Here is a 24368-nt window from a genome sequence, read left to right on the forward strand (position 1 = left end):
GAAGAGCATAAACAGTTTAGGAATTCTTATGTCATTGAATGAAAAAGTAGCCCAGAGCTACTTGTCGAGTTTACAACGCCATGTCGATGTCTTTGAAACGATGGCGAATTATCATCAAGAGTGTGTGGAGTTGCTAGAGGCATGTCAAAGCACTCTCACTGCTGGTGGTAAAGTAATTTGGTTTGGAAACGGCGGCAGTGCTGCCGATGCTCAGCACCTCGCAGCTGAATTTGTGGTGCGTTACAAGTTAGAGCGTGGGCCACTGGCGTCCATTGCCTTAACCACAGACACCTCGATTCTAACCGCACACAGCAATGACTATCACTTTGACAGCGTTTTCGAACGTCAAGTGCAGGCTTTATGTAAACCTGAAGATATGGTGATTGGTTTAACTACCTCTGGTAGCAGTGAGAATATTAACTTGGCCCTTAAGGCGGCGAATGATATTGGTGCCTACACGGTTGCTTTAACGGGCCGTGACGGTGGCAAAGTAAAAGACATTGCCAAATTACCTATTATTATTGCTAACGATGAAACCGCCCGCATCCAAGAAGCCCATATGTTCATCGGTCACTGGCTCTGCGAAGCCGTTGATATGCTGGTTGAGGCGGAGCAAAACGCATGAACCTGAACGCGCTACAACAGCTAAATCAAGCAAAAGTCCTAGTGGTGGGAGATGTCATGCTCGATAGATACTGGCATGGCGATACTCAGCGGATCTCACCAGAGGCTCCGGTGCCTGTGGTCAAGGTCAGTGCACTGGAAGACAAGGCCGGTGGCGCTGCTAACGTCGCTAAAAACATCGCCCATTTAGATGGCAAAGTGGGCCTGTTGGGGCTAATAGGCGAAGACGACAATGGCAAAAATTTAGAGGCCATCTTAAGCAAAGAGAATATTACCTCAAGCTTAGTGAACGTAGTTGAGCTCCCCACCATAGCTAAAATGCGCGTGATCAGCCGTCATCAGCAAATGGTGAGGTTAGATCTCGAAGAGCCGTTTGGCCGCTCGCACAGCGAGTTATTACTAGAGCGTTTAAAGCAGGAAGTGGAAAACTACGATTTTGTGTTGTTCAGCGATTACAACAAGGGCGCGTTGACTGCCATCAGTGAGATGATTGAGGTGGCCAAAGCAGCGGGTAAAACGGTGCTTATTGACCCGAAAAATAGCGACTTAAGCTGCTACCGAGGTGCGGATTATATTACCCCAAACCTCAATGAGTTCCGTCTAGCTGGTGGAGACGATAGTAGCGAAGAAGCGCTTACAAACAGTGCCCGCAAGCTGTTACAGCAAGCTGGTATCGGCGCCATGTTACTCACTCGTTCAGAGCAGGGCATGTCATTGATCACGGCAACAGAAAAGCATGACTTTGCTGCGCAAGTGCAAGAGGTCAGCGACGTCACCGGCGCTGGTGATACCGTTATCGCGACACTTACGACCATGCTAGCAGCTGGCATGATCCCCAAAGAAGCGGTTGAAATAGCCAATATTGCTGCCGGTATTGCCGTGAGCAAGCTTGGCGCAGCCACGGTTTCGCCAGAAGAGTTAAGCCGTAAATTGGGGCAATACCTTCGCGAAACGGGCGAACATTACCAAACCCCATTTGAGGAAGTGTTAAAGCACATCTCATTTGCCAAACAAAACGGTGAAACCATCGTCTTTACCAATGGCTGCTTTGATATTTTGCACGCCGGACACGTCCGTTATTTGGCCCAAGCTAAAGCCATGGGAGACCGATTAGTGGTGGGGCTTAATAATGACGAGTCCATTGCGCGGTTAAAAGGCCCTGAGCGACCGATTAACTCGCTTACAGAGCGTGCCATGGTGCTATCAGCGCTGGCCTCTGTGGACTGGGTGATCCCATTTGGTGCGGTAGAAGAAAATGACACCCCAGCCAAATTAATTGAGATGGTAAGCCCAGACATTTTGGTTAAGGGAGGAGATTATAAAGTCTCTGAAATCGCTGGCGCTGAGCATGTTCTCAACCTCGGTGGTAAGGTGGAAGTGTTGCCCTTTTTAGATGGCTGTTCAACATCGAATGTGATCGCCAAAGCGCGGTTACAAAAAGATTGATACCACTAACGCGCTGCCAGGTAGGTCTGCTTTAGGGCCTGCCATTGTTTATCATCAAAATGAAAGGCTGGCCACTTGCCAGTCTCTTTATTGAACGAACGCTCTAACCTTGCCAAATTATCGTCTTGCCAAGCGCGCTCCGGGGTGATTAATTTACCTTTATCAAAATCAATCAAATAGACCTTACCATCTTCGGCAAACAAGATATTATTGATATTTAAATCATCATGATAGGCGCCGTGGCGGTGAAATTGCGCGATGCAGTTGGCAATGCTGTCGAGCTCTTCTGCCGTGAGTTGGCGCTGGCGTAAAATTTCACAGACACTGGTGGCACCTGGTACGGCGGCGGTGAGAATATCGGCGCGATAGACACAGCCAAAGGTGGTTATTTGCGCCGCCAGAGGGGTTGGCACCGGAAGGTTATGCCCTTGCAGTTGTTCCAACAAGGCAAACTCTTGATATACCCGGGTGCGTTCAACGCCAAGGTATAAATACTGATCTTTCAGTATTTTGCCAATTAAGCCGCCACGATAGTAGTGTTTAAGCACGGCAATGTGCTGGTTAAAGCGGACAAACCAAGCGGTTGCGCGGCCTTGTTTACTGTCTACTACGGCGTTATTACGCTGCCAATACTGCGGCGAAAAATACTCTGAAGTGATCTGGTAATTCGCCTGTTCTGGTAACAGCAAAAAGCCATTGGGCTGTTTAATGATTTCCACTTTAAAAGCACTCAAAAAAAGACATGGCCGTCATTCTAGCGATTTTTACTCAGCAGTGAAACTTGCAAACTGGATTGATTAATTTAAGATCAAGCGCTTGTTGTTATTCATAAGAGCATTTGTTGTGCCACAAGCCATTCGTTCTATTTGTATTCTTCGGCTCTCCGCCATTGGCGATGTTTGTCATGCCGTTTCTGCGGTGCAGGCCATTCAGCGTGCCCACCCACAAGCTAAAATCACTTGGGTAATAGGCAAAGTAGAGGCCATGCTGTTAGCGGAACTGCCCGGTGTGGAGTTGGTGGTATTTGATAAAAAGCAGGGTAAAGCCGCCTTTAAGGCACTAAAAGCCAAGTTTAAAGGGCAGCAGTTTGATGTTTTGCTGCACATGCAGGTGGCCTTGCGAGCAAACCTAGTGGCTCGAATGATCCCAGCGAAGAGAAAAATAGGTTTCGATAAAAGCCGCTCGAAAGAGCTGCATAGCCTGTTTATTAATGACCGTATAGCAAAGCAGGAGTCGCCTCATGTGCTGGAAGGGTTTCAACACTTTGCTCGAGCAATTGGCGCGGAATGTGGTAAGCCCAGTTGGCAGATGCCGGTAACAGAGCAGCATCAGCAGCAGGCCAAGGCCTTGCTTCCTGAAGGCAAAGTATTTGTCATTTCTCCTGCCGCCAGTAAGGCCGAGCGTAATTGGTTGCCGGAGCGCTATGCCGCCCTTGCCGATTATGCCAGTGACCAAGGCTTTCAAGTGGTGATCACCGGAGGGCCAACGGCGCTTGAACAGGAGTTGGCCGCAGCAATCTGCCAGCATGCGCAAAGTGAGTTACTCAATTTAGTGGGCAAAACCGATTTAAAAACCTTGCTCTGTGTATTACAGCAAGCGCAATTAGTACTGGCGCCAGATACTGGTCCTGCGCATATGGCAGTGACAGTAGGTACACCGGTGATTGGTCTGTACGCCCATTCTAACCCAGCGCGCACTGGGCCGTATTTATTTCAGCAGTATGTGGTCGAGGTGTATCATAGCAACCTGCTAGCACAAAAAGGTAAAACGGCTGCCCAATTGCCTTGGGGTACTCGGGTTAAAGGCGCTGATCTGATGGCGCAAATCGACGTTGATGAGGTGATTGCTATGTTTAATCGAGTGGTAAAAGAGCAGGGGATAACAAACCATGAATAAAGCACTGTTTCTTGACCGTGATGGCGTGATCAATGTCGACCATGCCTATGTTCACAAGGTTGAAGACTTTGAATTTATCGAGGGCGTGTTTACCGCATGCCAAGCATTTGTTGCCGCAGGTTATAAGATTATTGTGGTAACTAACCAGTCGGGGATTGGTCGGGGTTACTACGATGAGCAACAGTTCCATGCCCTCAGTGACTGGATGTGTCAGCAGTTTTCCGCTCATGGGATTGATATCTCAGGTGTCTATTTTTGCCCGCATCACCCCGAAAAAGCCGTTGCGCCATATAAGGTTGACTGTGATTGTCGTAAACCTGAGCCGGGTATGTTACTGCAGGCCATCGCCGAGCATAATATCGATCCCGCACACAGCGTAATGGTAGGCGATAAACTATCTGATATTGCCGCGGCACGGGCCGCGGCAATAAACACCACCGTGCTGGTTAAGTCAGGACAAAGCGTTAATGCCAAGGAGCATGATTTGGCTGATTTTGTCTGTGATTCAATACAGCAGGTGCCAAACTGTATTTTGACGAGTGCAGGCTAATGCGGGGGTCAGTCATCGCAAATCGTGCATTTATTGTCTGAACCTTTTAAAATACCCCTATCTTTTATGTGCAGGGGAGTCACCTTGCACATGCTAATTTTCTTGTAACACCTTGGTGTTCAAGCGTTAACTACTGGCAAAGTCGCAACTGCGACACTTGCCACCGTGCAAAAATGGAGACTCCAGATGAGAGCATCGGCCTTTTACAGCCAGCTTCAGCAGCAGATTGAACAAGTCAAAGCTGAAGGATTGTATAAAAAAGAACGCGTCATTACTTCTCAGCAACAGGCTGAGATCGCAGTTTCATCAGGCGAGAGCGTCATTAACTTTTGTGCTAATAATTATCTCGGTTTAGCTAACCACCCAGAATTAATTAAAGCAGCGCAAACGGGTCTTGAGGAGCATGGCTTTGGCGTTGCTTCAGTGCGTTTTATCTGTGGCACGCAAGATATTCATAAAACCCTAGAAGCAAAAATCAGCGAGTTTTTACAAACCGAAGATACTATTTTGTATTCTTCTTGTTTTGATGCCAATGCCGGCCTATTTGAAACCATTTTGGGCCCGGAAGATGCCATTATTTCCGATTCGTTAAATCACGCTTCGATTATCGATGGTGTTCGTCTGTGTAAAGCCAAGCGTTTCCGTTATGCCAATAATGACATGGCGGATCTAGAGCAACAGCTTATCGCTGCAGATGAAGCTGGCGCGAAAACCAAGCTAATTGCCACTGATGGCGTGTTCTCAATGGACGGTGTTATTTGTAACTTAGCGGCACTGTGTGACTTGGCCGACAAGTACGATGCTTTGGTAATGGTTGATGACTCTCACGCGGTAGGTTTTGTTGGTGAAAACGGTCGTGGCACGCCAGAATACTGCGGCGTATTAGATCGCGTTGATATTATCACGGGGACTTTAGGTAAAGCACTTGGTGGGGCATCGGGTGGCTATACTTCAGGCAAAAAAGAAATTGTCGAGTGGCTACGTCAACGTTCGCGTCCTTACCTATTTTCCAACTCACTGGCACCTTCTATTGTAACCGCATCCATTAAGGTGTTGGATATGATGAAAGAAGGCGATGAATTACGTGCTAAGCTTTGGCATAACGCCGCGTATTTCCGCGAGCAAATGGAAGCGGCTGGCTTTACCTGTGCAGGTAAAGATCACGCTATCATTCCGGTGATGTTAGGGGATGCCAAAGTGGCTTCAGAAATGGCAGACAGACTGTTGGCTGAAGGTATTTACGTGATTGGCTTCTCCTATCCGGTTGTGCCTAAAGGTCAGGCGCGGATCCGTACGCAAATTTCAGCGGCTCATACCACCGAGCAGCTTGATAAAGCAATCGCAGCCTTCATTCGAATTGGTAAAGATTTAGGCGTAATTTAATCACCAATGTCACCGGCTTCTTGCCGGTGCAGCTAATGAGCGAACACTATGAAAGCATTATCCAAGTTGAAAGCCGAAGAAGGAATTTGGATGGCAGATGTGCCAAAACCGGAAGTTGGGCACAATGATCTATTAATTAAAATCCGCAAAACAGCAATTTGTGGTACCGATGTGCATATTTATAAATGGGATGAGTGGGCACAAAACACCATTCCTACGCCTATGGTCGTGGGTCATGAATACGTTGGTGAAGTGGTCGATATGGGCCAGGAAGTTCGTGGCTTTACTATCGGCGACCGTGTTTCTGGGGAAGGCCATATCACTTGTGGTCATTGTCGTAACTGTCGTGCGGGCCGAGTTCACTTATGTCGTAACACCATCGGTGTTGGTGTCAACCGTGAAGGGGCATTTGCCGAATACTTAGTAATCCCAGCGTATAACGCGTTTAAGATCCCAGACAATATTTCCGACGAATTAGCGTCTATCTTTGACCCATTTGGTAATGCTGTACATACGGCACTGTCGTTTGATCTAGTGGGTGAAGATGTATTGATAACCGGAGCCGGCCCCATCGGCATTATGGCCGCAGCGGTTGCTAAACATGTTGGTGCCCGTCATGTGGTGATCACCGATGTTAATGAGTACCGACTGGAGCTGGCGAAGAAAATGGGCGCTACCCGAGCGGTCAACGTCGCCAATGAAAACCTTGATACCGTGATGACCGAATTAGGTATGACGGAAGGCTTTGATGTTGGTTTAGAGATGTCAGGGGTACCTTCTGCCTTTACTGCCATGCTTGATAGCATGAACCACGGTGGCAAAATTGCTATGTTAGGTATTCCGCCTGCGGATATGGCCGTTGATTGGAACCAAGTTATCTTTAAAGGATTGGTTATTAAGGGTATTTATGGCCGTGAAATGTTCGAAACCTGGTATAAGATGGCAAGCCTTATTCAGTCTGGGTTGAATTTAGAGCCGATTATTACTCACCAATTCCACGTTGATGAGTTCCAAACGGGTTTTGATACCATGATCTCTGGACGCTCTGGTAAAGTGATCCTGAACTGGGATTAAGCCTCTTAAGCAAGCGTTGCTACTAAGATAAAAGGGGCCGCGCAGAGAAACAATAAGGCGGCTTATGCCGCCTTTTATTCGATTTATAAAAGGTAAATTATGTCTTTTAAACATATCACAGTGGCAGATACACAAGCGCTGTTAAACAAAGACGATGTTGTAATTGCAGATATTCGTGATGAAAACACCTTTGCACAAGGTCACATCCCAGGCTCTGAGCACCTTTCCAATGCCAACATTGCGCACTTTATGCAGGAAAAAGAGTTTGACCAACCTATTATCGTGGTTTGTTATCACGGTATTTCTTCACAAGGGGCTGCCAACTACTTAGTGGAGCAAGGCTTTGAAGATGTGTACAGCATGGATGGCGGCTTTACCCAGTGGGCCAGCGAGCTGCCGGGTGAGATAGAAAAATGACTCTAATTGCCCGTTACCATCACCCTCGACTAGCACAAGGGGCGGTAGACTACTTTAAAACGCAAGGAGTGGAGTGCGTGTTACGTAGTACCGACGGCCAACATGTCGAGGTGTGGTTACAGCATGGTGATGTTGAACGGGCACAACAGCTCTGGCAAGAGTTTCTCGCCGAGCCCACCGCAAAGCGATACCTTGAAGCGTCATGGCAAACGGGCAGTACTGAGGGGCTATTTCGCGACCCGGGAGAAAAGCTCAATTTATTGCAGCGCTTGTTTGCCTTAAATTGGCTATTGCAAGGCGTGTTTGGCATCAGCCTTATTATCTTTATTGCGATGTTTTTTGGCGATGCTAGAAGTATCTTCGACAACTTACGGTTTGCGCCTGAGCAACCTTTGACATGGTTGGCCCCAACGGTGATTCACTTCAGTGCCATTCACTTGATCTTCAATCTCAGTTGGTGGTTGTATCTCGGCGCACAAATATCGGCGCGACTAGGCCTAGGGGCATTGATTGCCGTGTACGTTAGCAGTGGTCTTATTAGTAACTTTATGCAGTTTTGGCTGGTTGATGCTAATTTTGGCGGCCTCAGCGGCGTGGTCTATGGTTTATTAGGCTTTTGTTGGATTTACAGTCACCGACACCCCAAGCAACCTGCTTTAATTACCAAGCCAGTGGTTGGCTTTATGCTGCTGTGGATGTTGTTTGGCTTTACCGAGCTATTTTTCATTAGCATGGCAAATTGGGCACACTTATTTGGTTTACTATCAGGTATGGCAATGGCGGCGCTATGGCCTAAATCTAAGGACGAACCAAGTCAGCCAGCGCCATAGCAGGTGGTGTTAGTGATATAGGTACTTAGTAAAAAGTACGTCACGAACGATTTCTTGGCCTGTTTCTTCTTTTAATAAGGTTTTAAGTTTACTGGCACAACGCTGACGAATTTCTTCTCTACCTGTGAGTGACTTAATGGTTTCTTCACTCTCTTTGCTAAGGATCTGCACGATGGCGTCACGTAACAGTGGCATATGATGCTCAACCACTTCAATATTAGAAACATCATTTAGCATGAGGTCGACGGTCACCCGCACATAGCCGAGCTTCTTACTCGATTGGCCGATGTAGTTGGTGATGATATCTGGCTCAAAACCATAATACCCAACGGCTGATTCTGCTTTTGCTGGCAGCGCAGAAAACAAAGCTGCGCATAGGGTTAGTACAGCAACAAACTGTCTCATGTTGTGTCAGACATCCTAATAAAGTTGATTTGTTGTTAGTTTATACGCAATTGCGCTGATTTTACAGCTGTAGACAACACAAACATAAACTTTTTAGAAGTCGCCAGCTTTGCTATTATGGCGGTGGATTTCGATAACGGAAGTATTAACTTGCCTTTGCAATTACCATTACATCTGCCTTGGCAGAATAATAAGCAATCGCTCAATGTCACTGCGATGCTGTCGCCATATTTATTTGATAATTATTCTTTAACCGCAGCATTAAAAAATGCCTGCGCACAGTTTTCAGTGCAAGTTCTGAACAATCAGCAATTTCCAGCCCCACACTTTTTAGCTGCCTCATTTAATGAGGTTCAGCCTTTGTGGTGTCGTGAGGTGTTGTTGCAATGCGATGGTCAGAACACAGTTTTTGCCCAAAGTTGGCTTAACCCTGCAGCTTGCCACATCGGCATGGACACCATTGGAGAGACGCCTCTGGGGGAGATCCTATTTACGGATCACAGTTGGCAACGCGGTGAGCTGGAGTTTTTCGAGATAACTGGTGAAGCATTACAGCAACTGGCTGAGCATATTGGCGAAAAACTGCACTGGCAGCACGGGGTCTGGGCGCGCCGCAGTTGGTTTAAAAATGGCGCAGCAAAAATTTTGGTATGCGAAGTATTTATAGCGAAGCAGTTTTATGATGACTAGAGAAAAGCGCTTAGCCTATGCGCAGTTGATGCGTTTAGACAAACCCATAGGTACTTTATTATTACTATGGCCAACGTTATGGGCGCTATGGTTTGCCTCAGCTGGGGTACCAGAGACTAAACTCATTATCATCTTTAGTTTAGGGGTGTTGGTGATGCGCAGTGCTGGCTGTGTGATCAACGACTTTGCCGATCGAAACCTCGATGGTGCGGTAAAGCGAACGGCTCAGCGGCCCTTGGCTAGAGGCGCGGTTTCCGCTAAGGAAGCGTTAGGGTTATTTGCAGTATTGATCGTTATAGCCTTTGCATTAGTGTTATTGCTGAACTGGCAAACGGTTGTGCTCTCAATTGGGGCGTTAGCATTGGCCGCAATTTATCCCTTTATGAAACGCTACACTCATTTGCCTCAAGTGGTGTTAGGGGCCGCGTTCAGCTGGGCCATTCCCATGGCCTTTATGGCCACTAATAAAACCGTGCCACTGGAAGCTTGGCTGCTATTTTTGGCAAAAGTACTATGGACTGTTGCCTACGATACCATGTATGCCATGGTTGATAGAGACGACGATGTTAAAATTGGTATCAAATCGACGGCAGTTCTGTTTGCACAGTGGGATCGCCATGCGGTGGCCTTGTTAAACTTTACTTTTATCGCTTTGATGGCCTATGTCGGCGCAAGCTATGCTATTGGTGTTGGCTATTGGTTGGGGTTAGGGCTTGCCTGTGCACTATTAATACGTCAGCAATATGCTATTCATCAGAGGGCGCGAGAAAACTGTTTTTGGGCTTTTTTAAATAACAATTACGTGGGCTTGGTGATATTCACCGGTGTGGTGCTGGGCTTTGCGGTTTAGTTTAAAATGAGCATAAAGGAAGTGGTAAACGCCTTTGTTTTACCACTTGAGGTGTCCTTAATAGGTCACTGTTTGCTTATGCTCCGATGCCGTGCCTTCAATCAATTCTAACAAATGATTGATATGTGAGTGGCCATCGACATGGTGATTGGTTTGCACAACTAGCTGCTCTTTATCTAGTGCTTTGTTGGTTTTTAACAACACTAAGTCACTGTCTTGAGCTATTTGCTTGGAGTGCTCAATACTAGCAATAGCGAAACTGTTACTGCTCTTAAGGCCATTGATAACTTGGTCAATACTGCCAATTTTGACACTGGTGGATTTATTCAGGGCATCTACCGCTTCATTTAGCATGGTTTGCACTTGCTTTGACTGTGAAAAGCAGCCATACATAGGGTAAGTAGTTAACTCAGACTTAGTGATGCTGTCTTGGTTAGCAAGCGGGTGGCGTTTTGACACGAATAGAATGAGCTGATCCGGTAAGTGAATATCACTGGTAATGCTGTGAGCACTTTGTAAATAGACACTAATATCGATTTCACCCATTTGTAGTTTGCGAGAAAGCTCTAGCTCGTCCTGAAGCTGCATTTCGATTTTGACATCTGGGTACTGTGCTAAAAACTGACCGCAGGAGATTGGCACAATGCCGCTGGCTTGAGAGGTATAACCGATAACCAGCTTTTGATTATCACGGCCAAACAGACTTTGCTTGATGGTCTTTTTGGTTTGGTCTAGTTCTGACAACGCTGTTTTACAATATTTTAAAAACAGTTCTCCCTGCTCCGTTAATTTTACTGAGCGAGTAGAGCGCTTGACTAGTTCACAGCCAATCTCATCCTCTAGGGTCTGAATGCTACGGGTTAGGGCAGAAGTACTAATTTGGGTTTGTTCGGCAGCTTGTCTAAAATGTCTTAGATTACCAAGCGCCACGAATTGCTCGAGCTGTTCAAATCTCATGTGAAATTCCTTTTAATTTCAACTAAAACACAGTGATTACGTCTTTCCCTAATAGTAATACACAATCTGAAAAAAATAAAGTGAAGTTTTTACATTCTGATTACAAAACTAGTCAGGGAATTTATCGCGTATCTCAATAAACTGTTCTAAATTATTTAGAAAAAGATCAACCAATTCAGGATCAAATTGTTTACCACTTTCAGACTTAACTAACTGCAGTACTTTTTCCATTGGCCAAGCCGGCTTATAACAGCGTTCACTGCCCAGAGCATCAAAGACATCAGCCAGTGCCGTGATGCGACCAACAATGTCTATTTGTTTGCCACTAAGCCCCCTGGGGTAGCCTGAACCATCCCATTTTTCATGATGTTGGTGTGCAATTTTGGCACCACAGAGGAGAATTTCATTATTCGAATTTTTTAATATTTCGTAACCTTGCTGCGCATGGGTTTGCATGATTTGCCACTCTTGTTCATCGAGCTTGCCCGGCTTATTTAAAATGCGATCCGGTATGCTTATTTTGCCAATATCGTGAAGCGGAGAGGCCATTTTGATGATCTCTGCTTGGTAATTTGATAAGCCATAAAGCTTGGCTAGCAACATGCTGTAATGGGCAACACGCTTAACATGGGAGCCGGTTTCTTTGGAGCGTTTTTCAACCGCTTCACCGAGAATATAAGAGAGTTCTTTTTGCGACTCTTTTACTGTTTCTCGCAACTTTAAGTTGTCGTAAGCCAGTGCGATGTTGTTGGCAAAAAACTCCAGCAGTTGAAAGTCCATGCTTTGCAAATCGCTGTCTTTACTCACGTATATCATGGTCTCACTGCCTTCTTGGGAGGAGAAGTAGCCAATGTACTCATTGTTAGTGCGTAAAGATGACTTTTTGTTGTGAGTTTCAATAAACAGCTTTTGTACGTTTTCTGGCAATGTTGCTGTGCTTGGCTCCACTCCAGCCCCTGAAGCGGCCAGTAACTGAAACTTGGTTGGCTCCTGTGATTGATGATTCACAGCAGCCGCACAGTAAATTTCAGAGTCGGATAATCCCATTACCGCCGAGACATGCGCTAAAATGGTTGATGCAAAATCTTGAATATTGTTACATTTTAAAAAATTGGAAGATGCATCAATAATGCGTTCTAAGCCAAGTTTATGCTTTTCAATGATTTGAATATCGCGGTGGGCTCTAAGAGCTGAGTACAGTAATGTTTTGAGCTTTACTGCCGTCAGCTCGGTTTTGTTCTTATAATCATTAATATCATAATCTCTGATCACGGACTCTTCAGGTGCTTCACCGGGTTGCCCTGTGCGTAACACCAAGCGAATATCAAAGTTTTCGAGCTCGTCACGAATATAGCGAATGAGGTCTAGGCCAGCATGATTACTTTCCATCACCACATCGATTAAACCCACAGAAATATTATGCTGCTGACTCAGCACCTGTTTGGCTTCTTGGGCCGAGTAGGCGTGGTGGAATCGTAAGGCTTTATCTTCGAATTGAAAGCCAGATAACACTAACTTAGTGACTTGGTGAATATCCTCTTCATCATCGACTACAAGGATATCCCAAAAGTTATCAGCAGCCTTATCGGTTGAGCTGTCTAGTACTTCATCTGAGAACAAAAATCCGCTCACAGATAGCTCCTCTTTTTACGCAGTTTCAAACCTAGTATAGTCTGCTGCAAAAAGGCCGCTAATTTTGTTGCGGTTTTTTCTCTATATTTTGTAACTCCAGCTCAATGGCATCGCACGAAATATGTATTTCGTATAGCGACAGTAGCAATGAGAAGGTAAGGCTACAGAGGCTTGCGCCGAAAAGCACTATGCCTAACAGTGCCACATTGACAAACAGGGCAAACATCGAAGAAGTACACAACACAAAGGCCACAATTCCCCACACTTGCATCCGCCTAATCAGTCGAATACGCTTGCGTAAATTATCAATTTGCGCCTTTACTAAAGGGCGAATACTCTCTCCCTCACGAGCATTTAACTCTCTAATCAGTTGCGCTAAAACCAAAAAACGATTGGTATAAGCCAGTAACAGTAAAGAAATAGCTGGAAAGAGTAGACCTGGAGTTGTTAGTGTCATGGTGGTATTGATCCAAACTGCTCGCTAGTTTTTGTAGTGTGATGATAATGCCGACGTTAATCAAGTGATAATAGAGCCTCTGTTGTTATTTTTGCAGCCTATTATTGGTGAGCACAGCAAAGTAGAAGTTAAACACATGAATGATGATTGTTTTAGATGGGTAGAGCTATGCGCGGTCTCTGATGCCATTGAAGCGCATTTGCTAAAAGGTCTACTAGCACAAGCCAATATCGATGTTAGGTTACAAGGAGAGCACTTATCGGGCGCGGTAGGTGAACTGCCCTGCGATCAAGTGGCGGTGCAGTTATTGGTTTATGCAATAAAATTACCCGAGGCACAGGAAATATTGGTAAACTACAATCAGTCCAAGCGTCAGTCCGATTCAGCCACCGCTGATTGGGTATGTCGCCAATGTGAAGAATTAAATGGTCCAGCGTTTGAGTACTGCTGGCAATGTGGAAACAAGCATGAGTAAAGCAAATAACTTTCAAAGAATAAGAGAGTTAAACTACCTTCAAAAAGCCGTTTTAGGGGCCGCCATTATTGAGCGAATGTTACCTAATTACGCACTGTTTAGTGAGGCGACCGGATTTGGTGATCAACAGGTGCTGCGTAATGCACTGAATTTAATTTGGGAAAAAATCCTTATTCCAAAGAGTAAAATTGGTCTTGAAAAGTTGGTTGAGAAAGTCGAGCCGAATGTTCCTGAACTCAGTGAGTTCGATATGTTTGGCACTTACCCAGCGATTGATGTGGCCACGGCGATTTTGACTATGTTGCATGGCTTAATGGCGAAAGAAGAGCAAGAATTTGTCAGCATCGCTAAAATTTCGCAGGCTTCAGTGGCTAAATACATTGAGTTTAGTTTGCTGGCAGAAGACATTACTCCTAGCAACCAGCTGGTTCGAGAGCACCCGCAAATGCAATATGAAATAGACATATTAGCAGAGCTTATTACTCATGTGGAGTCAATGGGACGCATCACCAGCGAGTCAGCTAAATCGCTAAAAGCATTGGCACTGGCTGATGGCCAAACCAATATTGGTTTGGAAGTTGCGTAAGTGAACGCGTATAATGCCGCGCTGCAGTTGAGTTGGAGTAAATGATTTGCGTATTTTAGGTATTGAATCTTCGTGTGATGAGACCGGCATTGCTATATATGATGATGAGCAAGGTCTGCTGGCGCATCAATTGTATTCACAGGTTAAGGTCCACGCTGACTATGGCGGGGTCGTGCCAGAGCTTGCTTCGCGTGACCACGTACGCAAAACCATTCCACTGATTGAAGCCGCTTTTGCACAAGCAGGTTGCAGTGCCGCTGACTTAGATGGCATTGCCTATACTGCGGGCCCAGGTTTAGTTGGAGCGCTACTTGTTGGCACTTCAATAGGGCGCTCACTAGCATTTGGTTGGGGGCTGCCGGCGGTGGCGGTTCACCATATGGAAGGCCACCTTTTGGCTCCCATGCTGGAGGAGGATAAACCAGAGTTTCCGTTTATTGCGTTGCTGGTATCCGGTGGCCACACCATGATGGTGAAAGTGGCGGGTATCGGAGAATACCAAGTATTGGGTGAATCTGTTGATGATGCTGCAGGTGAAGCGTTTGATAAAACCGCCAAGCTGTTAGGTTTAGATTACCCAGGTGGCCCTATGCTGGCTAAAATGGCACAACAGGGGGTTGCTGGGCGCTTTACTTTCCCAAGGCCTATGACGGATCGTCCCGGGTTGGACTTTAGCTTTAGTGGTTTGAAAACGGCAGCAGCAAATACCATTCGCAAAGAGGGGAATGATGAGCAAACCAAAGCGGACATCGCCCATGCCTTTCAAACGGCGGTGGTAGATACTCTAGCCATCAAATGCAAAAGAGCATTGAAAGAAACGGGCATTAAGCGTTTGGTTATTGCTGGTGGCGTAAGTGCTAACACTGAGCTGCGACAAAAACTCGAGCGCATGATGCAAGGTATGCAAGGCCGGGTTTATTATCCGCGCACTGAATTTTGCACCGATAATGGAGCAATGATTGCTTACGCTGGAATGCAGCGTCTTAAAGCAGGTCAACACGCGACATTGGATATGAAAACAAAGCCGCGTTGGCCACTCGATAGCCTAGAAAAAGTTTAATCCTGAGATTTCTTACCCACCCTCGGCTCCTTGCCAGTGAGGAGCCGTTTGATGTTGCCGCGGTGGCGAATAATAATCACCAAGGTTAAAAAGCTCACTGGGATGGTGTAAAGAGGCTTTATCCACCAAGTGTACAGTGGTGCAGCCGCAACGGTGATAATGGCTGCCAGCGATGAATAGCGCGTTACCAACAGCACCACTAGCCAGGTGGCAATCAACAGTCCAGCTAACGAAGCGCCAATTGGAAGCAAAGCGCCAAATGCCGTAGCAACGGCCTTACCACCATTAAAGTGAAAGAACACCGGATAGATGTGCCCAAGGCATGCACTGACCGCGATAGCGCCTAACCATACCGGCTCGATATGTAAAAAATAGGCTCCCCAAACGGGTATGGTGCCCTTAAGAATATCAAACACCAATACCATGGCAGCAGGTGGCTTGCCACCTAAACGCAAGACATTGGTGGCGCCGGGATTATTAGAGCCATTAAAGCGCGGGTCGGGTAATTTGAATAACCGACATACCAAGATCGCCGAGGAAATCGACCCTAGTAAATAAGCACATACGCACATTAAACTGATTAACACTGTCTTCCTTATTTTTTATTGCGTTGTTTTGGGCTATGATCGGCGGTCTTTGGTCCTGCATGAATTACGTTGCGATTGCACAATGCAGGTGAATTACAGCGATAAACATGTTTGGAGTTTACATGGATAAAGTCTATATCTCACAGCTACACGTCGAAGCCATAATAGGAGTGTACGACTTTGAAAAAGAAAGTAAACAAAGCCTTTACTTTGATGTTGAGATGTTGACCGATATCGCTGCTGCTGCGCGTCACGATGATATTAATTTGGCGGTCGATTATGCCAAGGTCAGTGAGCGTATTATTGCTCATACACGAGCAAAACCAGTGGAACTACTAGAAACCTTGGTAGAGCAGTTAGCGACTATTATTTTACAAGAATTTACGGTAGAGCAGGTACTTATAAGAGTAAGCAAACCCGCTGCAGTGCCTCAGGCACAGACGGTTGGTGTTGAAATTGTGCGAAAAAAATAGAGAAAAATATGGCACAAATATTTATTAGCCTTGGATCTAACATAGAAAAAGAAAAAAACTTACGCAGTGGCTTAGCGGCACTGATTAAGCACTTTCCTCAATATCAACATTCAAGTGTTTATGAGAGCGAGGCGGTGGGGTTTGCCGGTAATAACTTTTACAACTCAGTGTTTGCAGCCACCACCAGCATGCCATTACAGCAAGTCTGTTGGCTATTGAAAGCCATTGAGTATGACCATGGCCGCCGCTGTAATGAGAAGAAGTTTAGTCCGCGTACGTTAGATTTAGACCTGCTTTTTTACGATCAGGTGGTTTGTGACTCCCCAGCGCAACTGCCGCGTGATGAAATTACCAAAAATGCCTTTGTACTTCAGCCATTGGCAGAGCTTGCCGGAGACTTCCTTCATCCTACTGAAGACAAGTCGGTAGCGCAGCTGTGGCAGGAGTATCACAACCCAACCCAAAAACTATGGAAAGTGGAGTTTGCCAAGTAATGAGTGTTATTGAGATTGTTGTCCTTGCTGTTATTCAAGGTCTCACTGAGTTTTTACCTATTTCGAGTTCTGCCCACTTACTACTGCCTTCGCAAGTATTAGGTTGGCAGGATCAAGGGCTGGCTTTTGATGTTGCGGTTCACGTTGGTACTCTGTTGGCGGTGGTATTGTATTTTCGTAAAGACATTGTCAGTTTGCTGGCCGGTTGGTTTCAATCCCTTGGAGCTTCGGGAAAAAGCAGCAAAGAGAGCCGCTTAACTTGGTGCATTGTGGTGGCTACCATCCCCTTTGTGTTGTTAGCGCCGTTGTTAAAAGACATTGTGGAACTCTATCTACGCAGTGCGTGGGTAATCGCAACTTCCACCATCGTTTTTGGCTTGTTGCTTTGGTATGCCGATGTTAAGGCCAAACAGATTAACGATGAATTTGCCTTAACTTGGAAAAGTGCTCTGATACTTGGTTTGGCGCAAATTACGGCGGTTATTCCAGGTACCTCACGCTCGGGGATTACGATTACTGCCGGACTACTACTTGGACTCGATAAAAAAAGCGCGGCGCGGTTTTCTTTTTTAATGTCGATCCCAGTGATTTCCATGATGGGTCTGTATTATACCTTAGAGCTGGCAGTAGGAGACGAAGTGGTGGATTGGAGTGCATTGCTTAGCGGCGTGGTCTTGTCGTTTATTTCCGCCTACGCCTGTATATTCTTTTTCTTAAAAATCATCGAGCGCATGGGCATGATGCCATTTGTGATTTACCGCCTTATTTTAGGTGCTGGCTTAATCGCTTACTTAAGTTGGGCAAGCTAAATAAAAATGCCAGCATTCAATGCTGGCATTTTCTATAGTGGTAAGGCTATTAGGCAATTTGCTTTTCCGCCAAGCTCAACTCCATCGTTGCCTTTAGTAATCGATAAAGGTTTATCGAGGCGTCTATCTCTTCTTTGCGGTTGGTTAAACTTTCAATATTGAGCCCCAATGAAATGTCCAAGTGGGCGCAGCTTTTTAAAATCTGATCGAGGTTTTCTTTGCAGACACGAATTGACTCGCTTAATGAGTTGTCGGCATCGAGGATCCGCCATTTGGTGCCTTCTGGTACTGAAATGCCGAGCCATTCCATAAATTGCAGCGTTTTTTCACCGCCACATGGGGTAAAAGTTAAAATGATGCGCTTAGGTGTTTGACCTTGCTGTTTGCAACTTCGTGCGTAACTGGTGATTAAGTCAATGGTCGCCTGGGCATTGTACACCGCTTGCGAGACAAAGAACTCGCAGCCCTGAGTGGTCTTCTGAATTAGGCGCTGATGTTCATTGCCTTTGCTAGCATGACGCTCAGCGATGGTAACGCCACCTAAAAAGTAGTCTTCTTGGTGTTGTTTTAATACTTCATAGGCATCAGCCAAAGGCAACTTGATATCACCAGTCGATGACGGGCTACCAACCAGTACTAGATTACTCAAACCAAACTGTTGCTTAGTGTCACTTAACCAGCTAGAAAAGGCTTGTTCATCGCGCTGAGCCACGCTTTTGTAGGTGATCACATCAAGTCGAGAAAGCTCGCGAATGAGCTGGCTGTACTCACAGGGATCAACCGTATGCTTAAACGGGAAAGGTCGTGGCACTTGAGTGCGACTGCTCTCATCTTGAATGTCGTAGATGATCACACCGTCATATTCTATTTCATGTAAACGGCCAAGCAGTTTGTTGGCGATCGCTTTTAGCTGCTCAGGCTCAGTGCCGATTTTCGGTGGCGTAGTACCAATTAAATATACCCCTTGGTTCGGGTCGATGATTTTCTCTTGTAGCGTTAAAGCCATAATCCTCATTCCACTAAAGCGGTTTTAGTCTATGAGAAATAATATAGCAGCCATTTAGACGTCTAGATAGATTTTTTTGATGAAACAATTTCAAGGAGTATGAATTTGCTTCATGTTAATCTCAGGTGGTATATATTTGTTTACAGTTTTATGCTGCAGCTTGTCCCGAATAAACGTGTTATGACAATGAATTCAGGCATAATTACCAAGTTACATTGAGCGAACCATGCTCATTTTAGAATAACGATGATTAGGAAAGTCTCATGAAATTTAAATTACTGGCAACCAGTTTTGCTGTGAGTTTGGCACTTGCTGGTTGTAAGGCAACCGAAGCGACCAATAATAATACCGCCACTGCCAATACTGCAGTGCAGCAGAGTAATAAGGTATTTGCCCATGACTATGTACTTGAGGAATTAGATAACGGCCTGCGGGTTATGGTAGTGAAAACCGACTACCCAGACGTAGTATCACTGCAAATTCCAGTATCCGTGGGATCACGTAATGAGGTAGAAGCGGGCAAAACAGGCTTTGCGCACTTTTTTGAGCACATGATGTTTAAGGGCTCGGAAAAGTTTCCACAAGATGTCTATGCCGATATTTTAAAAAATTCAGGTGTTGATAACCGCGCTTATACCACCAACGATTATACCAATTACCACTTAAACTTTTCTAAGCAGCACTTAGACAAGGTATTAGAAATTGAAGCGGATATTTTCCAAAATCTATCTTATACCGAAGAGCAGTTCCGTACCGAGGCCTTGACGGTAAAAGGCGAGTATTTAAAAAATAATGCCAGCCCAATCCGTAAGTTACTAGCGGCAGTGCGTAAAGAAGCCTTTGATGAGCACACCTATAAGCATACCACTATGGGCTTTTTCGAAGACATTGAAGCCATGCCAGATCAAATGGAGTATGGCCAAACTTTCTTTGAGCGTTTTTATAAACCGGAGTACGTTTCGTTAGTGATTGTCGGTGACGTTGACCTGAAAGAAACCATGGAAATGGTGAAAAAACATTGGGGTGGTTGGCAAAAAGGCGATTACCAAGCTGAGGTACCTGTAGAGCCAAAGCAGCAGCAAGCACGTTATGTTCATGAGCAGTATGAAGGTTTGCCAGGTCATTGGCTGTTGGTGTCATACAAAGGGGCTGCGTGGCAACCAGAGAAAAAAGACCGCGCGGCATTGGATCTGATCTCGCAATTGTACTTTTCTGAAAATTCCGACTTATACCAACAGCTGGTAGTGGAAAAGCAACTAGCCAGCCAGATGTTTACTTATAACCCTGAAACCAAAGATCCAGGTCTACTGCATGTATTTGTTAAGGTTGACGATGAAAAAGACTTGGCAACGGTGCGAGATGCCATCAATCAAACTTATGCTAAAGCCCGTACAGAGTTGGTAGATGAGAATAAGCTCGAAGCGTTAAAATCTAACCAAAAATATAGCTTTGTTAATGGCCTAGATTCCTCTCAAGCGATTGCATCCACCTTGGCGCGTTATGTGCATTTCGAGCGCGATCCTGAGGTGATCAATACCCTTTATGCCACGGCGGACAGGGTCAGCCCTGAAGACATTCGCGATGTCGCCAACAAGTACTTTGTTGATAGTGGCAGAACCACAGTGACTATGTCTGCGCTGGAGTCGGTTCCAGGCTTTGCAAAAGAAGTTAATTTAGATGCGATGGTAGCCAAAATGGCACAGCCAGCTGAGCGTCACTTTACGGTACTAGATAACAGCAATGATTCACCATTAGTGGACGTTAACTTGTTATTTTACACCGGTGCAGCAGCTGATCCGCAAAGCAAAAAGGGCTTGGCGGCACTGACTGCAGCGATGGTTGCCAATGGCGGCAGTGAATCCATGTCGTACAAAGCCATCCAAAAAGCGCTTTACCCAATTGCCGGAAGCTTTGGCTACCAAATCGATAAAGAAATGATTTCTTTACGTGGCCGCATTCACAAAGACAACGCCGAGCAGTGGTACGATATTGTCAGTCAGCAACTTCTCAACCCAGGCTTTCGAGAGGATGACTTCAAGCGTTTGAAAAAAGAGCTGATTGATGACATTAAAGCCGGACTTAAAGCGTCTAATGATGAGGAACTAGGTAAAGAAGTTTTATACCATGAGCTGTATCAAGGCCACCCTTATGAAAGCTACAACTTTGGTGACTTGTCAGACTTAGAGGCTATTACTCTGGATGACGTCAAGGCATTTTATGCTGAGCAGTTCACCCAAGCAAAGTTGAATGTCGGCATTACTGGCGCCATGGATAAAGCGCTAAAAGAGACCATGCTAAACGATTTAGCCAGTTTACCAAAAGGTCAGCAAGCGCGATTAGATATTCCTGATGCCCCAGAGCTTGAGGGCCGCCATGCTACCATCATCGAGAAAAACGCCAAGTCGACAGCGGTTTCATTTGGTTTCCCTATCGATACCATTCGTAGCAGTAAAGACTGGGCTGCGCTTTGGTTAGTGCGTTCTTATTTTGGTGAGCACCGTAACTCTAACAGCCACTTATTCCAGCGTATTCGTCAGGTCCGTGGTATGAACTATGGTGATTATGCCTACATTGAGTATTTCCCTCGTGGTATGTTCCAAACCAAGCCCGATGCCAACTTAGGCCGCAGTGAGCAAATTTTCCAAGTATGGTTGCGGCCACTGCGTTCCAATAATGATGCCCATTTTGCTACCCGCACGGCGTTATTTGAGTTAGACAAGCTCATTAACGAGGGAATGACGCAAGCGGATTTTGAGGCAACTCGTAATTTCTTGATTAACTACGTCCCGCAATTAGTGGCCAGTCAAGACCGCCAGCTGGGTTACGCCCTAGATAGCGAGTTCTATGACATCGACGAGTTTACCAGCTATGTAACCCAACAATTGCAAGGGCTGAGCTTGGATGACATTAATCGAGTGATTGCAGAAAACTTACAAACCGATGATATTCACTATGTGTTTGTCACTGGTGATGGCAAAGACATGGCAGAGCGACTGGCTGAAGAGCAGGCGTCGCCACTGGAATATAACACCAAAAAACCGGATGCCTTATTGGCCGAAGACGCCAAAATTGCAACCTACCCACTTAATATTCCAGCGGAAAATATCAGCACCATAGACGTTGAGGCGGTGTTTAAATAACGCCACCAAGGAACCCTCAGGGCGACTCAATGTCGCCCTTTTTTATGCTTGCCTGCTTGGCCCTAGGAAACACTGTATGTCTGCAGTCGTTATTAGATATAACCAAGTGTTAGCAAAGGCCTTTTTAATTCTACATGACACACAGTAGCGCGAAGCGTTACACTATAAGGATTAACGGTATCCTTGGAAGAAGTGCAATGAGACATGAGATCTGGAATAAACTGCGTGAAGAGGCCAATGAATTAGTGTCACGCGAGCCACTGCTGGCAAGTCACGTCTACTCTAGTATCTTAAATCACGAATGCTTAGGCTCGGCGCTAAGCTTTATTGTCGCTAATAAGCTGGCTGATGCTGTGGTGTCAGCATTTACTATCCGAGAATTATTCGACCAAGCTTTTGTCCATTGCGATACCATGCTGACTCACGTTGCCAACGATATTAAAGCGGTTAAAGACAGAGACCCAGCTGCCGATAGTTACCTCAATGTTATTTTAAACTTGAAGGGCTTTCATGCTATCCAAGCACACCGACTGGCCTACTGCTTATGGCGGCAAGACCGCAAAGAGCTGGCCCGGTTTATTCAGAGCAGAACCTCTGAAGTCTTTGGCGTTGATATCCATCCTGCTTGTAAAGTCGGCCATGGTATTATGTTTGACCATGCCACTGGCATTGTGATCGGTGAAACCGCAGTAATTGAAGACAACGTCTCTATCTTGCAGTCTGTAACACTCGGCGGTACAGGCAATGAACAAGGCGATCGTCACCCGAAAATCCGCGCCGGTGTTTTGATTGGTGCAGGTGCGAAAGTGCTTGGCAATATTGAAGTGGGCGAGGGGGCAAGAATTGGCGCAGGCTCTGTGGTACTGAGCGCGGTTGCGCCGCACACAACAGTGGTTGGTATTCCAGCCAAAGTGGTTGGCAAGCCTTCGTGCCCATGTCCGGCTGAGAGCATGAACCAAAACTTCCTCGAAGATAACAGCGAAGAACAGTTAGAGAACCAATCTATTACCTCAGCGATGCTGTAAGCGTTACGTAAGCAACGGGCTTAAGGCCCGTTGCGTAAATCACTTTAAACCGTCTACTCGAGATACAATCTCGCCATCACCAAGCTGGGTCACCAGCGGTTGGGTGCTATCCACCTCATTAATCGATTTAATTACCTTATCGCCTTGCTTGGCAATACTGTAACCGCGCGATAACACCGCCAGCGGACTCACGCCATCGAGCCTTGCACTGTTCACCGCTAATCGCTGTTGCTGCTGAGCGAGGGTGTGCTTCATGCTGTGGTGTAATTTGCTCGACAATTGCACTAAGTGTTGTTGCAAGGCTGCGATTCTATGCTCTGGGTGGAGACGGTTAAAGCGATGCTGTAGCACCTGCAGTTGCGATTGTTTTTGTTGTTGCTGAATAAAGTAACCACGGGTCAAGCGCTGTTGTAATTCATCAAGACGTTGGCTTTGTTGCATCAACTGATTTTTAGGGTGTTGTAATTGCAACCGCGCAGCGAAGTTAGCGAGCTGCTGATCGGCTTGCTTTACTCGGCGCTGAAATGCTTGGCGCAACTGCATGACCAGGTTAGTGGTTTGTTGTTTTAATGCCTCAGAGTCTGGGCTTACTAATTCCGCCGCCGCCGATGGCGTGGGGGCGCGAACGTCGGCAACATAATCAGAAATAGTGGTGTCAATCTCATGGCCTACGGCACTGATCACGGGGAGCTGGCTGGCGAAAATAGCGCGCGCTACCGATTCTTCGTTAAAGCACCACAGGTCTTCCAGCGAACCGCCGCCACGGCCAACGATCAACACGTCCACTTCGTTGCGTTGGTTGGCCAGTTGAATTTGCTTGCAAATATGCTGTTGCGCTTCTTTGCCTTGCACCAGTGCAGGGTAGATAACCACCTCTAATTGTGGAGCACGGCGTTTCAGTACCGTTAAAATATCCTTGATGGCAGCACCGGTGGCTGAGGTCACAACACCAATGCGATGGATGTGTTGCGGCAATGGTTTTTTATAGTGACTAGCAAATAACCCTTCGCCCGCTAGTTGCATCTTTAGGGCATCAAATTGTTGCTTTAGTAACCCCTCACCTGCGGGAGCCAGCTGCTCAACAATCAGTTGATAATCGCCACGAGGTTCATACACGGAAACCCGGGCTTGCACCATCACTTGCTCACCATTGCTCGGGCGGTGTTTGCAATAGCGATTATTGCCGCGCCACATGGCGGCTTTTATTTGTGCTTTGTCGTCTTTAAGAGAGAAATACCAGTGCCCTGAGGCGGGAGCGACAAAGTTGGAGACCTCGCCGGTGAGCTGTACGGAGGCAAAACCTTGCTCTAATAAAGTCCGAATTTCTCTATTAAGCTTTGAAACTGAATAGGTTTTGTTATTGCTCGGGTATGCCATCTCAACCTCCATAAAAAATTCATGCTTACTTTATCATATTTTTTGCTAAATTTTATTTACTCCCATAAGGAACGCTGATAAAATTCGCACGCAATTCCTTATACTCAGTCCATTTGAGAGAAGCC

At 46.0% G+C, this 24368-nt stretch carries 26 protein-coding genes; 18 read left to right on the plus strand and 8 right to left on the minus strand.

What is annotated here, in order from left to right:
- The first annotated feature begins 28 nt into the window (after nt 1-28).
- Together R3P39_RS16810 and hldE are read left to right on the plus strand one after the other, a co-directional pair.
- Complete coding sequence (locus R3P39_RS16810; RefSeq protein WP_336568904.1) at nt 29-625, plus strand: D-sedoheptulose-7-phosphate isomerase; 597 nt, start codon at nt 29-31, stop codon at nt 623-625.
- Nucleotides 622-2070 carry a bifunctional D-glycero-beta-D-manno-heptose-7-phosphate kinase/D-glycero-beta-D-manno-heptose 1-phosphate adenylyltransferase HldE gene (gene hldE, locus R3P39_RS16815; RefSeq protein ID WP_336568905.1) on the plus strand — a complete coding sequence of 483 codons (1449 nt, stop codon included), beginning with the start codon at nt 622-624 and terminating at the stop codon, nt 2068-2070. Before R3P39_RS16810 ends, hldE begins: the two co-directional genes overlap by 4 nt.
- A 5-nt stretch (nt 2071-2075) precedes the next feature.
- Here the strand turns inward: hldE and R3P39_RS16820 are convergent, their stop codons facing one another.
- Complete coding sequence (locus R3P39_RS16820; protein ID WP_336568906.1) at nt 2076-2789, minus strand: 3-deoxy-D-manno-octulosonic acid kinase; 714 nt, start codon at nt 2787-2789, stop codon at nt 2076-2078.
- Between the two features lie 124 nt (nt 2790-2913).
- On the opposite strand from R3P39_RS16820, the gene R3P39_RS16825 reads away from it, so the two are divergent.
- From R3P39_RS16825 to glpG, 6 genes are all read left to right on the plus strand, one after another.
- Nucleotides 2914-3966 (plus strand): glycosyltransferase family 9 protein, encoded by a 1053-nt coding sequence (locus R3P39_RS16825; RefSeq protein ID WP_442962045.1) that lies wholly within the window; start codon nt 2914-2916, stop codon nt 3964-3966.
- Entirely contained in the window at nt 3959-4516 is a 558-nt protein-coding gene (gmhB, locus tag R3P39_RS16830; RefSeq protein WP_336568908.1) for a D-glycero-beta-D-manno-heptose 1,7-bisphosphate 7-phosphatase, read from the plus strand. The genes R3P39_RS16825 and gmhB overlap by 8 nt, the downstream gene beginning before the upstream one ends.
- A 186-nt stretch (nt 4517-4702) precedes the next feature.
- Entirely contained in the window at nt 4703-5899 is a 1197-nt protein-coding gene (locus R3P39_RS16835; RefSeq protein WP_336568909.1) for a glycine C-acetyltransferase, read from the plus strand.
- Between the two features lie 48 nt (nt 5900-5947).
- Nucleotides 5948-6973: an L-threonine 3-dehydrogenase gene (gene tdh, locus R3P39_RS16840; RefSeq protein WP_336568910.1), complete on the plus strand. Its 1026-nt coding sequence runs from the start codon at nt 5948-5950 to the stop codon at nt 6971-6973.
- A gap of 99 nt (nt 6974-7072) precedes the next feature.
- The gene (gene glpE, locus R3P39_RS16845) at nt 7073-7390 is read left to right on the plus strand and encodes a thiosulfate sulfurtransferase GlpE (RefSeq protein WP_336568912.1); all 318 of its coding nucleotides are present in this window, start codon (nt 7073-7075) and stop codon (nt 7388-7390) included.
- Entirely contained in the window at nt 7387-8220 is an 834-nt protein-coding gene (gene glpG, locus R3P39_RS16850) for a rhomboid family intramembrane serine protease GlpG (RefSeq protein WP_336568913.1), read from the plus strand. The genes glpE and glpG overlap by 4 nt, the downstream gene beginning before the upstream one ends.
- A gap of 9 nt (nt 8221-8229) precedes the next feature.
- Here glpG and R3P39_RS16855 read toward each other — a convergent pair whose 3' ends face one another.
- Nucleotides 8230-8625: a flagellar basal body-associated protein FliL gene (locus R3P39_RS16855; RefSeq protein ID WP_336568915.1), complete on the minus strand. Its 396-nt coding sequence runs from the start codon at nt 8623-8625 to the stop codon at nt 8230-8232.
- 150 nt (nt 8626-8775) lie between these two features.
- Between R3P39_RS16855 and R3P39_RS16860 the strand changes: the two genes are divergently transcribed.
- Nucleotides 8776-9315: a chorismate--pyruvate lyase family protein gene (locus R3P39_RS16860; protein ID WP_336568917.1), complete on the plus strand. Its 540-nt coding sequence runs from the start codon at nt 8776-8778 to the stop codon at nt 9313-9315.
- A complete protein-coding gene (gene ubiA, locus R3P39_RS16865; protein WP_336568919.1) occupies nt 9305-10165 on the plus strand; it encodes a 4-hydroxybenzoate octaprenyltransferase in 861 nt (286 codons plus the stop codon). Before R3P39_RS16860 ends, ubiA begins: the two co-directional genes overlap by 11 nt.
- A gap of 57 nt (nt 10166-10222) precedes the next feature.
- Here ubiA and R3P39_RS16870 read toward each other — a convergent pair whose 3' ends face one another.
- The 3 genes from R3P39_RS16870 to R3P39_RS16880 all read right to left on the minus strand — a co-directional run bounded on the left by R3P39_RS16870 (nt 10223) and on the right by R3P39_RS16880 (nt 13211).
- Nucleotides 10223-11122 carry a LysR family transcriptional regulator gene (locus tag R3P39_RS16870; protein WP_336568921.1) on the minus strand — a complete coding sequence of 300 codons (900 nt, stop codon included), beginning with the start codon at nt 11120-11122 and terminating at the stop codon, nt 10223-10225.
- 108 nt (nt 11123-11230) lie between these two features.
- Nucleotides 11231-12754: a DUF3369 domain-containing protein gene (locus tag R3P39_RS16875; RefSeq protein ID WP_336568922.1), complete on the minus strand. Its 1524-nt coding sequence runs from the start codon at nt 12752-12754 to the stop codon at nt 11231-11233.
- A gap of 58 nt (nt 12755-12812) precedes the next feature.
- The gene (locus R3P39_RS16880; RefSeq protein ID WP_336568923.1) at nt 12813-13211 is read right to left on the minus strand and encodes a DUF2721 domain-containing protein; all 399 of its coding nucleotides are present in this window, start codon (nt 13209-13211) and stop codon (nt 12813-12815) included.
- A 64-nt stretch (nt 13212-13275) separates the two neighbouring features.
- On the opposite strand from R3P39_RS16880, the gene R3P39_RS16885 reads away from it, so the two are divergent.
- The 3 genes from R3P39_RS16885 to tsaD are packed head-to-tail and all read left to right on the plus strand — an operon-like array spanning nt 13276 to nt 15332.
- Nucleotides 13276-13686, plus strand: coding sequence for a putative signal transducing protein (locus R3P39_RS16885; protein WP_336568925.1), 411 nt, complete (start codon nt 13276-13278; stop codon nt 13684-13686).
- On the plus strand, nt 13679-14272 hold the full coding sequence (locus R3P39_RS16890) for a YjaG family protein (RefSeq protein WP_336568926.1): 594 nt from the start codon (nt 13679-13681) through the stop codon (nt 14270-14272). The genes R3P39_RS16885 and R3P39_RS16890 overlap by 8 nt, the downstream gene beginning before the upstream one ends.
- A gap of 46 nt (nt 14273-14318) precedes the next feature.
- Nucleotides 14319-15332 (plus strand): tRNA (adenosine(37)-N6)-threonylcarbamoyltransferase complex transferase subunit TsaD, encoded by a 1014-nt coding sequence (tsaD, locus tag R3P39_RS16895; RefSeq protein ID WP_336568927.1) that lies wholly within the window; start codon nt 14319-14321, stop codon nt 15330-15332.
- Here the strand turns inward: tsaD and plsY are convergent.
- A complete protein-coding gene (plsY, locus tag R3P39_RS16900; protein WP_336568928.1) occupies nt 15329-15919 on the minus strand; it encodes a glycerol-3-phosphate 1-O-acyltransferase PlsY in 591 nt (196 codons plus the stop codon). The genes tsaD and plsY overlap by 4 nt on opposite strands.
- A gap of 122 nt (nt 15920-16041) precedes the next feature.
- Between plsY and folB the strand changes: the two genes are divergently transcribed.
- Genes folB through R3P39_RS16915 form a run of 3 tightly spaced genes read left to right on the plus strand, consistent with a single transcriptional unit; the run spans nt 16042 to nt 17695 of the window.
- On the plus strand, nt 16042-16392 hold the full coding sequence (folB, locus tag R3P39_RS16905; protein ID WP_336568929.1) for a dihydroneopterin aldolase: 351 nt from the start codon (nt 16042-16044) through the stop codon (nt 16390-16392).
- Between the two features lie 8 nt (nt 16393-16400).
- Nucleotides 16401-16886, plus strand: coding sequence for a 2-amino-4-hydroxy-6-hydroxymethyldihydropteridine diphosphokinase (gene folK / locus R3P39_RS16910; RefSeq protein WP_336568930.1), 486 nt, complete (start codon nt 16401-16403; stop codon nt 16884-16886).
- A complete protein-coding gene (locus R3P39_RS16915; protein ID WP_336568932.1) occupies nt 16886-17695 on the plus strand; it encodes an undecaprenyl-diphosphate phosphatase in 810 nt (269 codons plus the stop codon). Before folK ends, R3P39_RS16915 begins: the two co-directional genes overlap by 1 nt.
- 49 nt (nt 17696-17744) lie before the next feature.
- Here the strand turns inward: R3P39_RS16915 and R3P39_RS16920 are convergent, their stop codons facing one another.
- Nucleotides 17745-18701, minus strand: coding sequence for a methylenetetrahydrofolate reductase (locus R3P39_RS16920; RefSeq protein ID WP_336568933.1), 957 nt, complete (start codon nt 18699-18701; stop codon nt 17745-17747).
- Between the two features lie 263 nt (nt 18702-18964).
- Between R3P39_RS16920 and R3P39_RS16925 the strand changes: the two genes are divergently transcribed.
- Complete coding sequence (locus tag R3P39_RS16925; protein ID WP_336568934.1) at nt 18965-21841, plus strand: M16 family metallopeptidase; 2877 nt, start codon at nt 18965-18967, stop codon at nt 21839-21841.
- Between the two features lie 197 nt (nt 21842-22038).
- Nucleotides 22039-22866, plus strand: coding sequence for a serine O-acetyltransferase (cysE, locus tag R3P39_RS16930; RefSeq protein WP_336568935.1), 828 nt, complete (start codon nt 22039-22041; stop codon nt 22864-22866).
- 39 nt (nt 22867-22905) lie between these two features.
- On the opposite strand, the gene xseA is transcribed toward cysE, so the two are convergent.
- Entirely contained in the window at nt 22906-24243 is a 1338-nt protein-coding gene (gene xseA / locus R3P39_RS16935; protein ID WP_336568936.1) for an exodeoxyribonuclease VII large subunit, read from the minus strand.
- Nucleotides 24244-24368 lie beyond the last annotated feature (125 nt).

Origin of the sequence: Pseudoalteromonas sp. UG3-2 (assembly GCF_037120705.1) — a bacterium.
GTDB lineage: Bacteria > Pseudomonadota > Gammaproteobacteria > Enterobacterales > Alteromonadaceae > Pseudoalteromonas.

Bases quoted from the DNA above. Each gene is read 5' to 3' on its own strand.
- R3P39_RS16810 (WP_336568904.1), top strand. From the start codon at position 29: ATGTCATTGAATGAAAAAGTAGCCCAGAGCTACTTGTCGAGTTTACAA.
- hldE (WP_336568905.1), top strand. From the start codon at position 622: ATGAACCTGAACGCGCTACAACAGCTAAATCAAGCAAAAGTCCTAGTG.
- gmhB (WP_336568908.1), top strand. From the start codon at position 3,959: ATGAATAAAGCACTGTTTCTTGACCGTGATGGCGTGATCAATGTCGAC.
- R3P39_RS16835 (WP_336568909.1), top strand. From the start codon at position 4,703: ATGAGAGCATCGGCCTTTTACAGCCAGCTTCAGCAGCAGATTGAACAA.
- tdh (WP_336568910.1), top strand. From the start codon at position 5,948: ATGAAAGCATTATCCAAGTTGAAAGCCGAAGAAGGAATTTGGATGGCA.
- glpE (WP_336568912.1), top strand. From the start codon at position 7,073: ATGTCTTTTAAACATATCACAGTGGCAGATACACAAGCGCTGTTAAAC.
- glpG (WP_336568913.1), top strand. From the start codon at position 7,387: ATGACTCTAATTGCCCGTTACCATCACCCTCGACTAGCACAAGGGGCG.
- R3P39_RS16855 (WP_336568915.1), bottom strand. From the start codon at position 8,625: ATGAGACAGTTTGTTGCTGTACTAACCCTATGCGCAGCTTTGTTTTCT.
- ubiA (WP_336568919.1), top strand. From the start codon at position 9,305: ATGATGACTAGAGAAAAGCGCTTAGCCTATGCGCAGTTGATGCGTTTA.
- R3P39_RS16870 (WP_336568921.1), bottom strand. From the start codon at position 11,122: ATGAGATTTGAACAGCTCGAGCAATTCGTGGCGCTTGGTAATCTAAGA.
- R3P39_RS16880 (WP_336568923.1), bottom strand. From the start codon at position 13,211: ATGACACTAACAACTCCAGGTCTACTCTTTCCAGCTATTTCTTTACTG.
- R3P39_RS16890 (WP_336568926.1), top strand. From the start codon at position 13,679: ATGAGTAAAGCAAATAACTTTCAAAGAATAAGAGAGTTAAACTACCTT.
- folB (WP_336568929.1), top strand. From the start codon at position 16,042: ATGGATAAAGTCTATATCTCACAGCTACACGTCGAAGCCATAATAGGA.
- folK (WP_336568930.1), top strand. From the start codon at position 16,401: ATGGCACAAATATTTATTAGCCTTGGATCTAACATAGAAAAAGAAAAA.
- R3P39_RS16915 (WP_336568932.1), top strand. From the start codon at position 16,886: ATGAGTGTTATTGAGATTGTTGTCCTTGCTGTTATTCAAGGTCTCACT.
- R3P39_RS16920 (WP_336568933.1), bottom strand. From the start codon at position 18,701: ATGGCTTTAACGCTACAAGAGAAAATCATCGACCCGAACCAAGGGGTA.
- R3P39_RS16925 (WP_336568934.1), top strand. From the start codon at position 18,965: ATGAAATTTAAATTACTGGCAACCAGTTTTGCTGTGAGTTTGGCACTT.
- cysE (WP_336568935.1), top strand. From the start codon at position 22,039: ATGAGACATGAGATCTGGAATAAACTGCGTGAAGAGGCCAATGAATTA.
- xseA (WP_336568936.1), bottom strand. From the start codon at position 24,243: ATGGCATACCCGAGCAATAACAAAACCTATTCAGTTTCAAAGCTTAAT.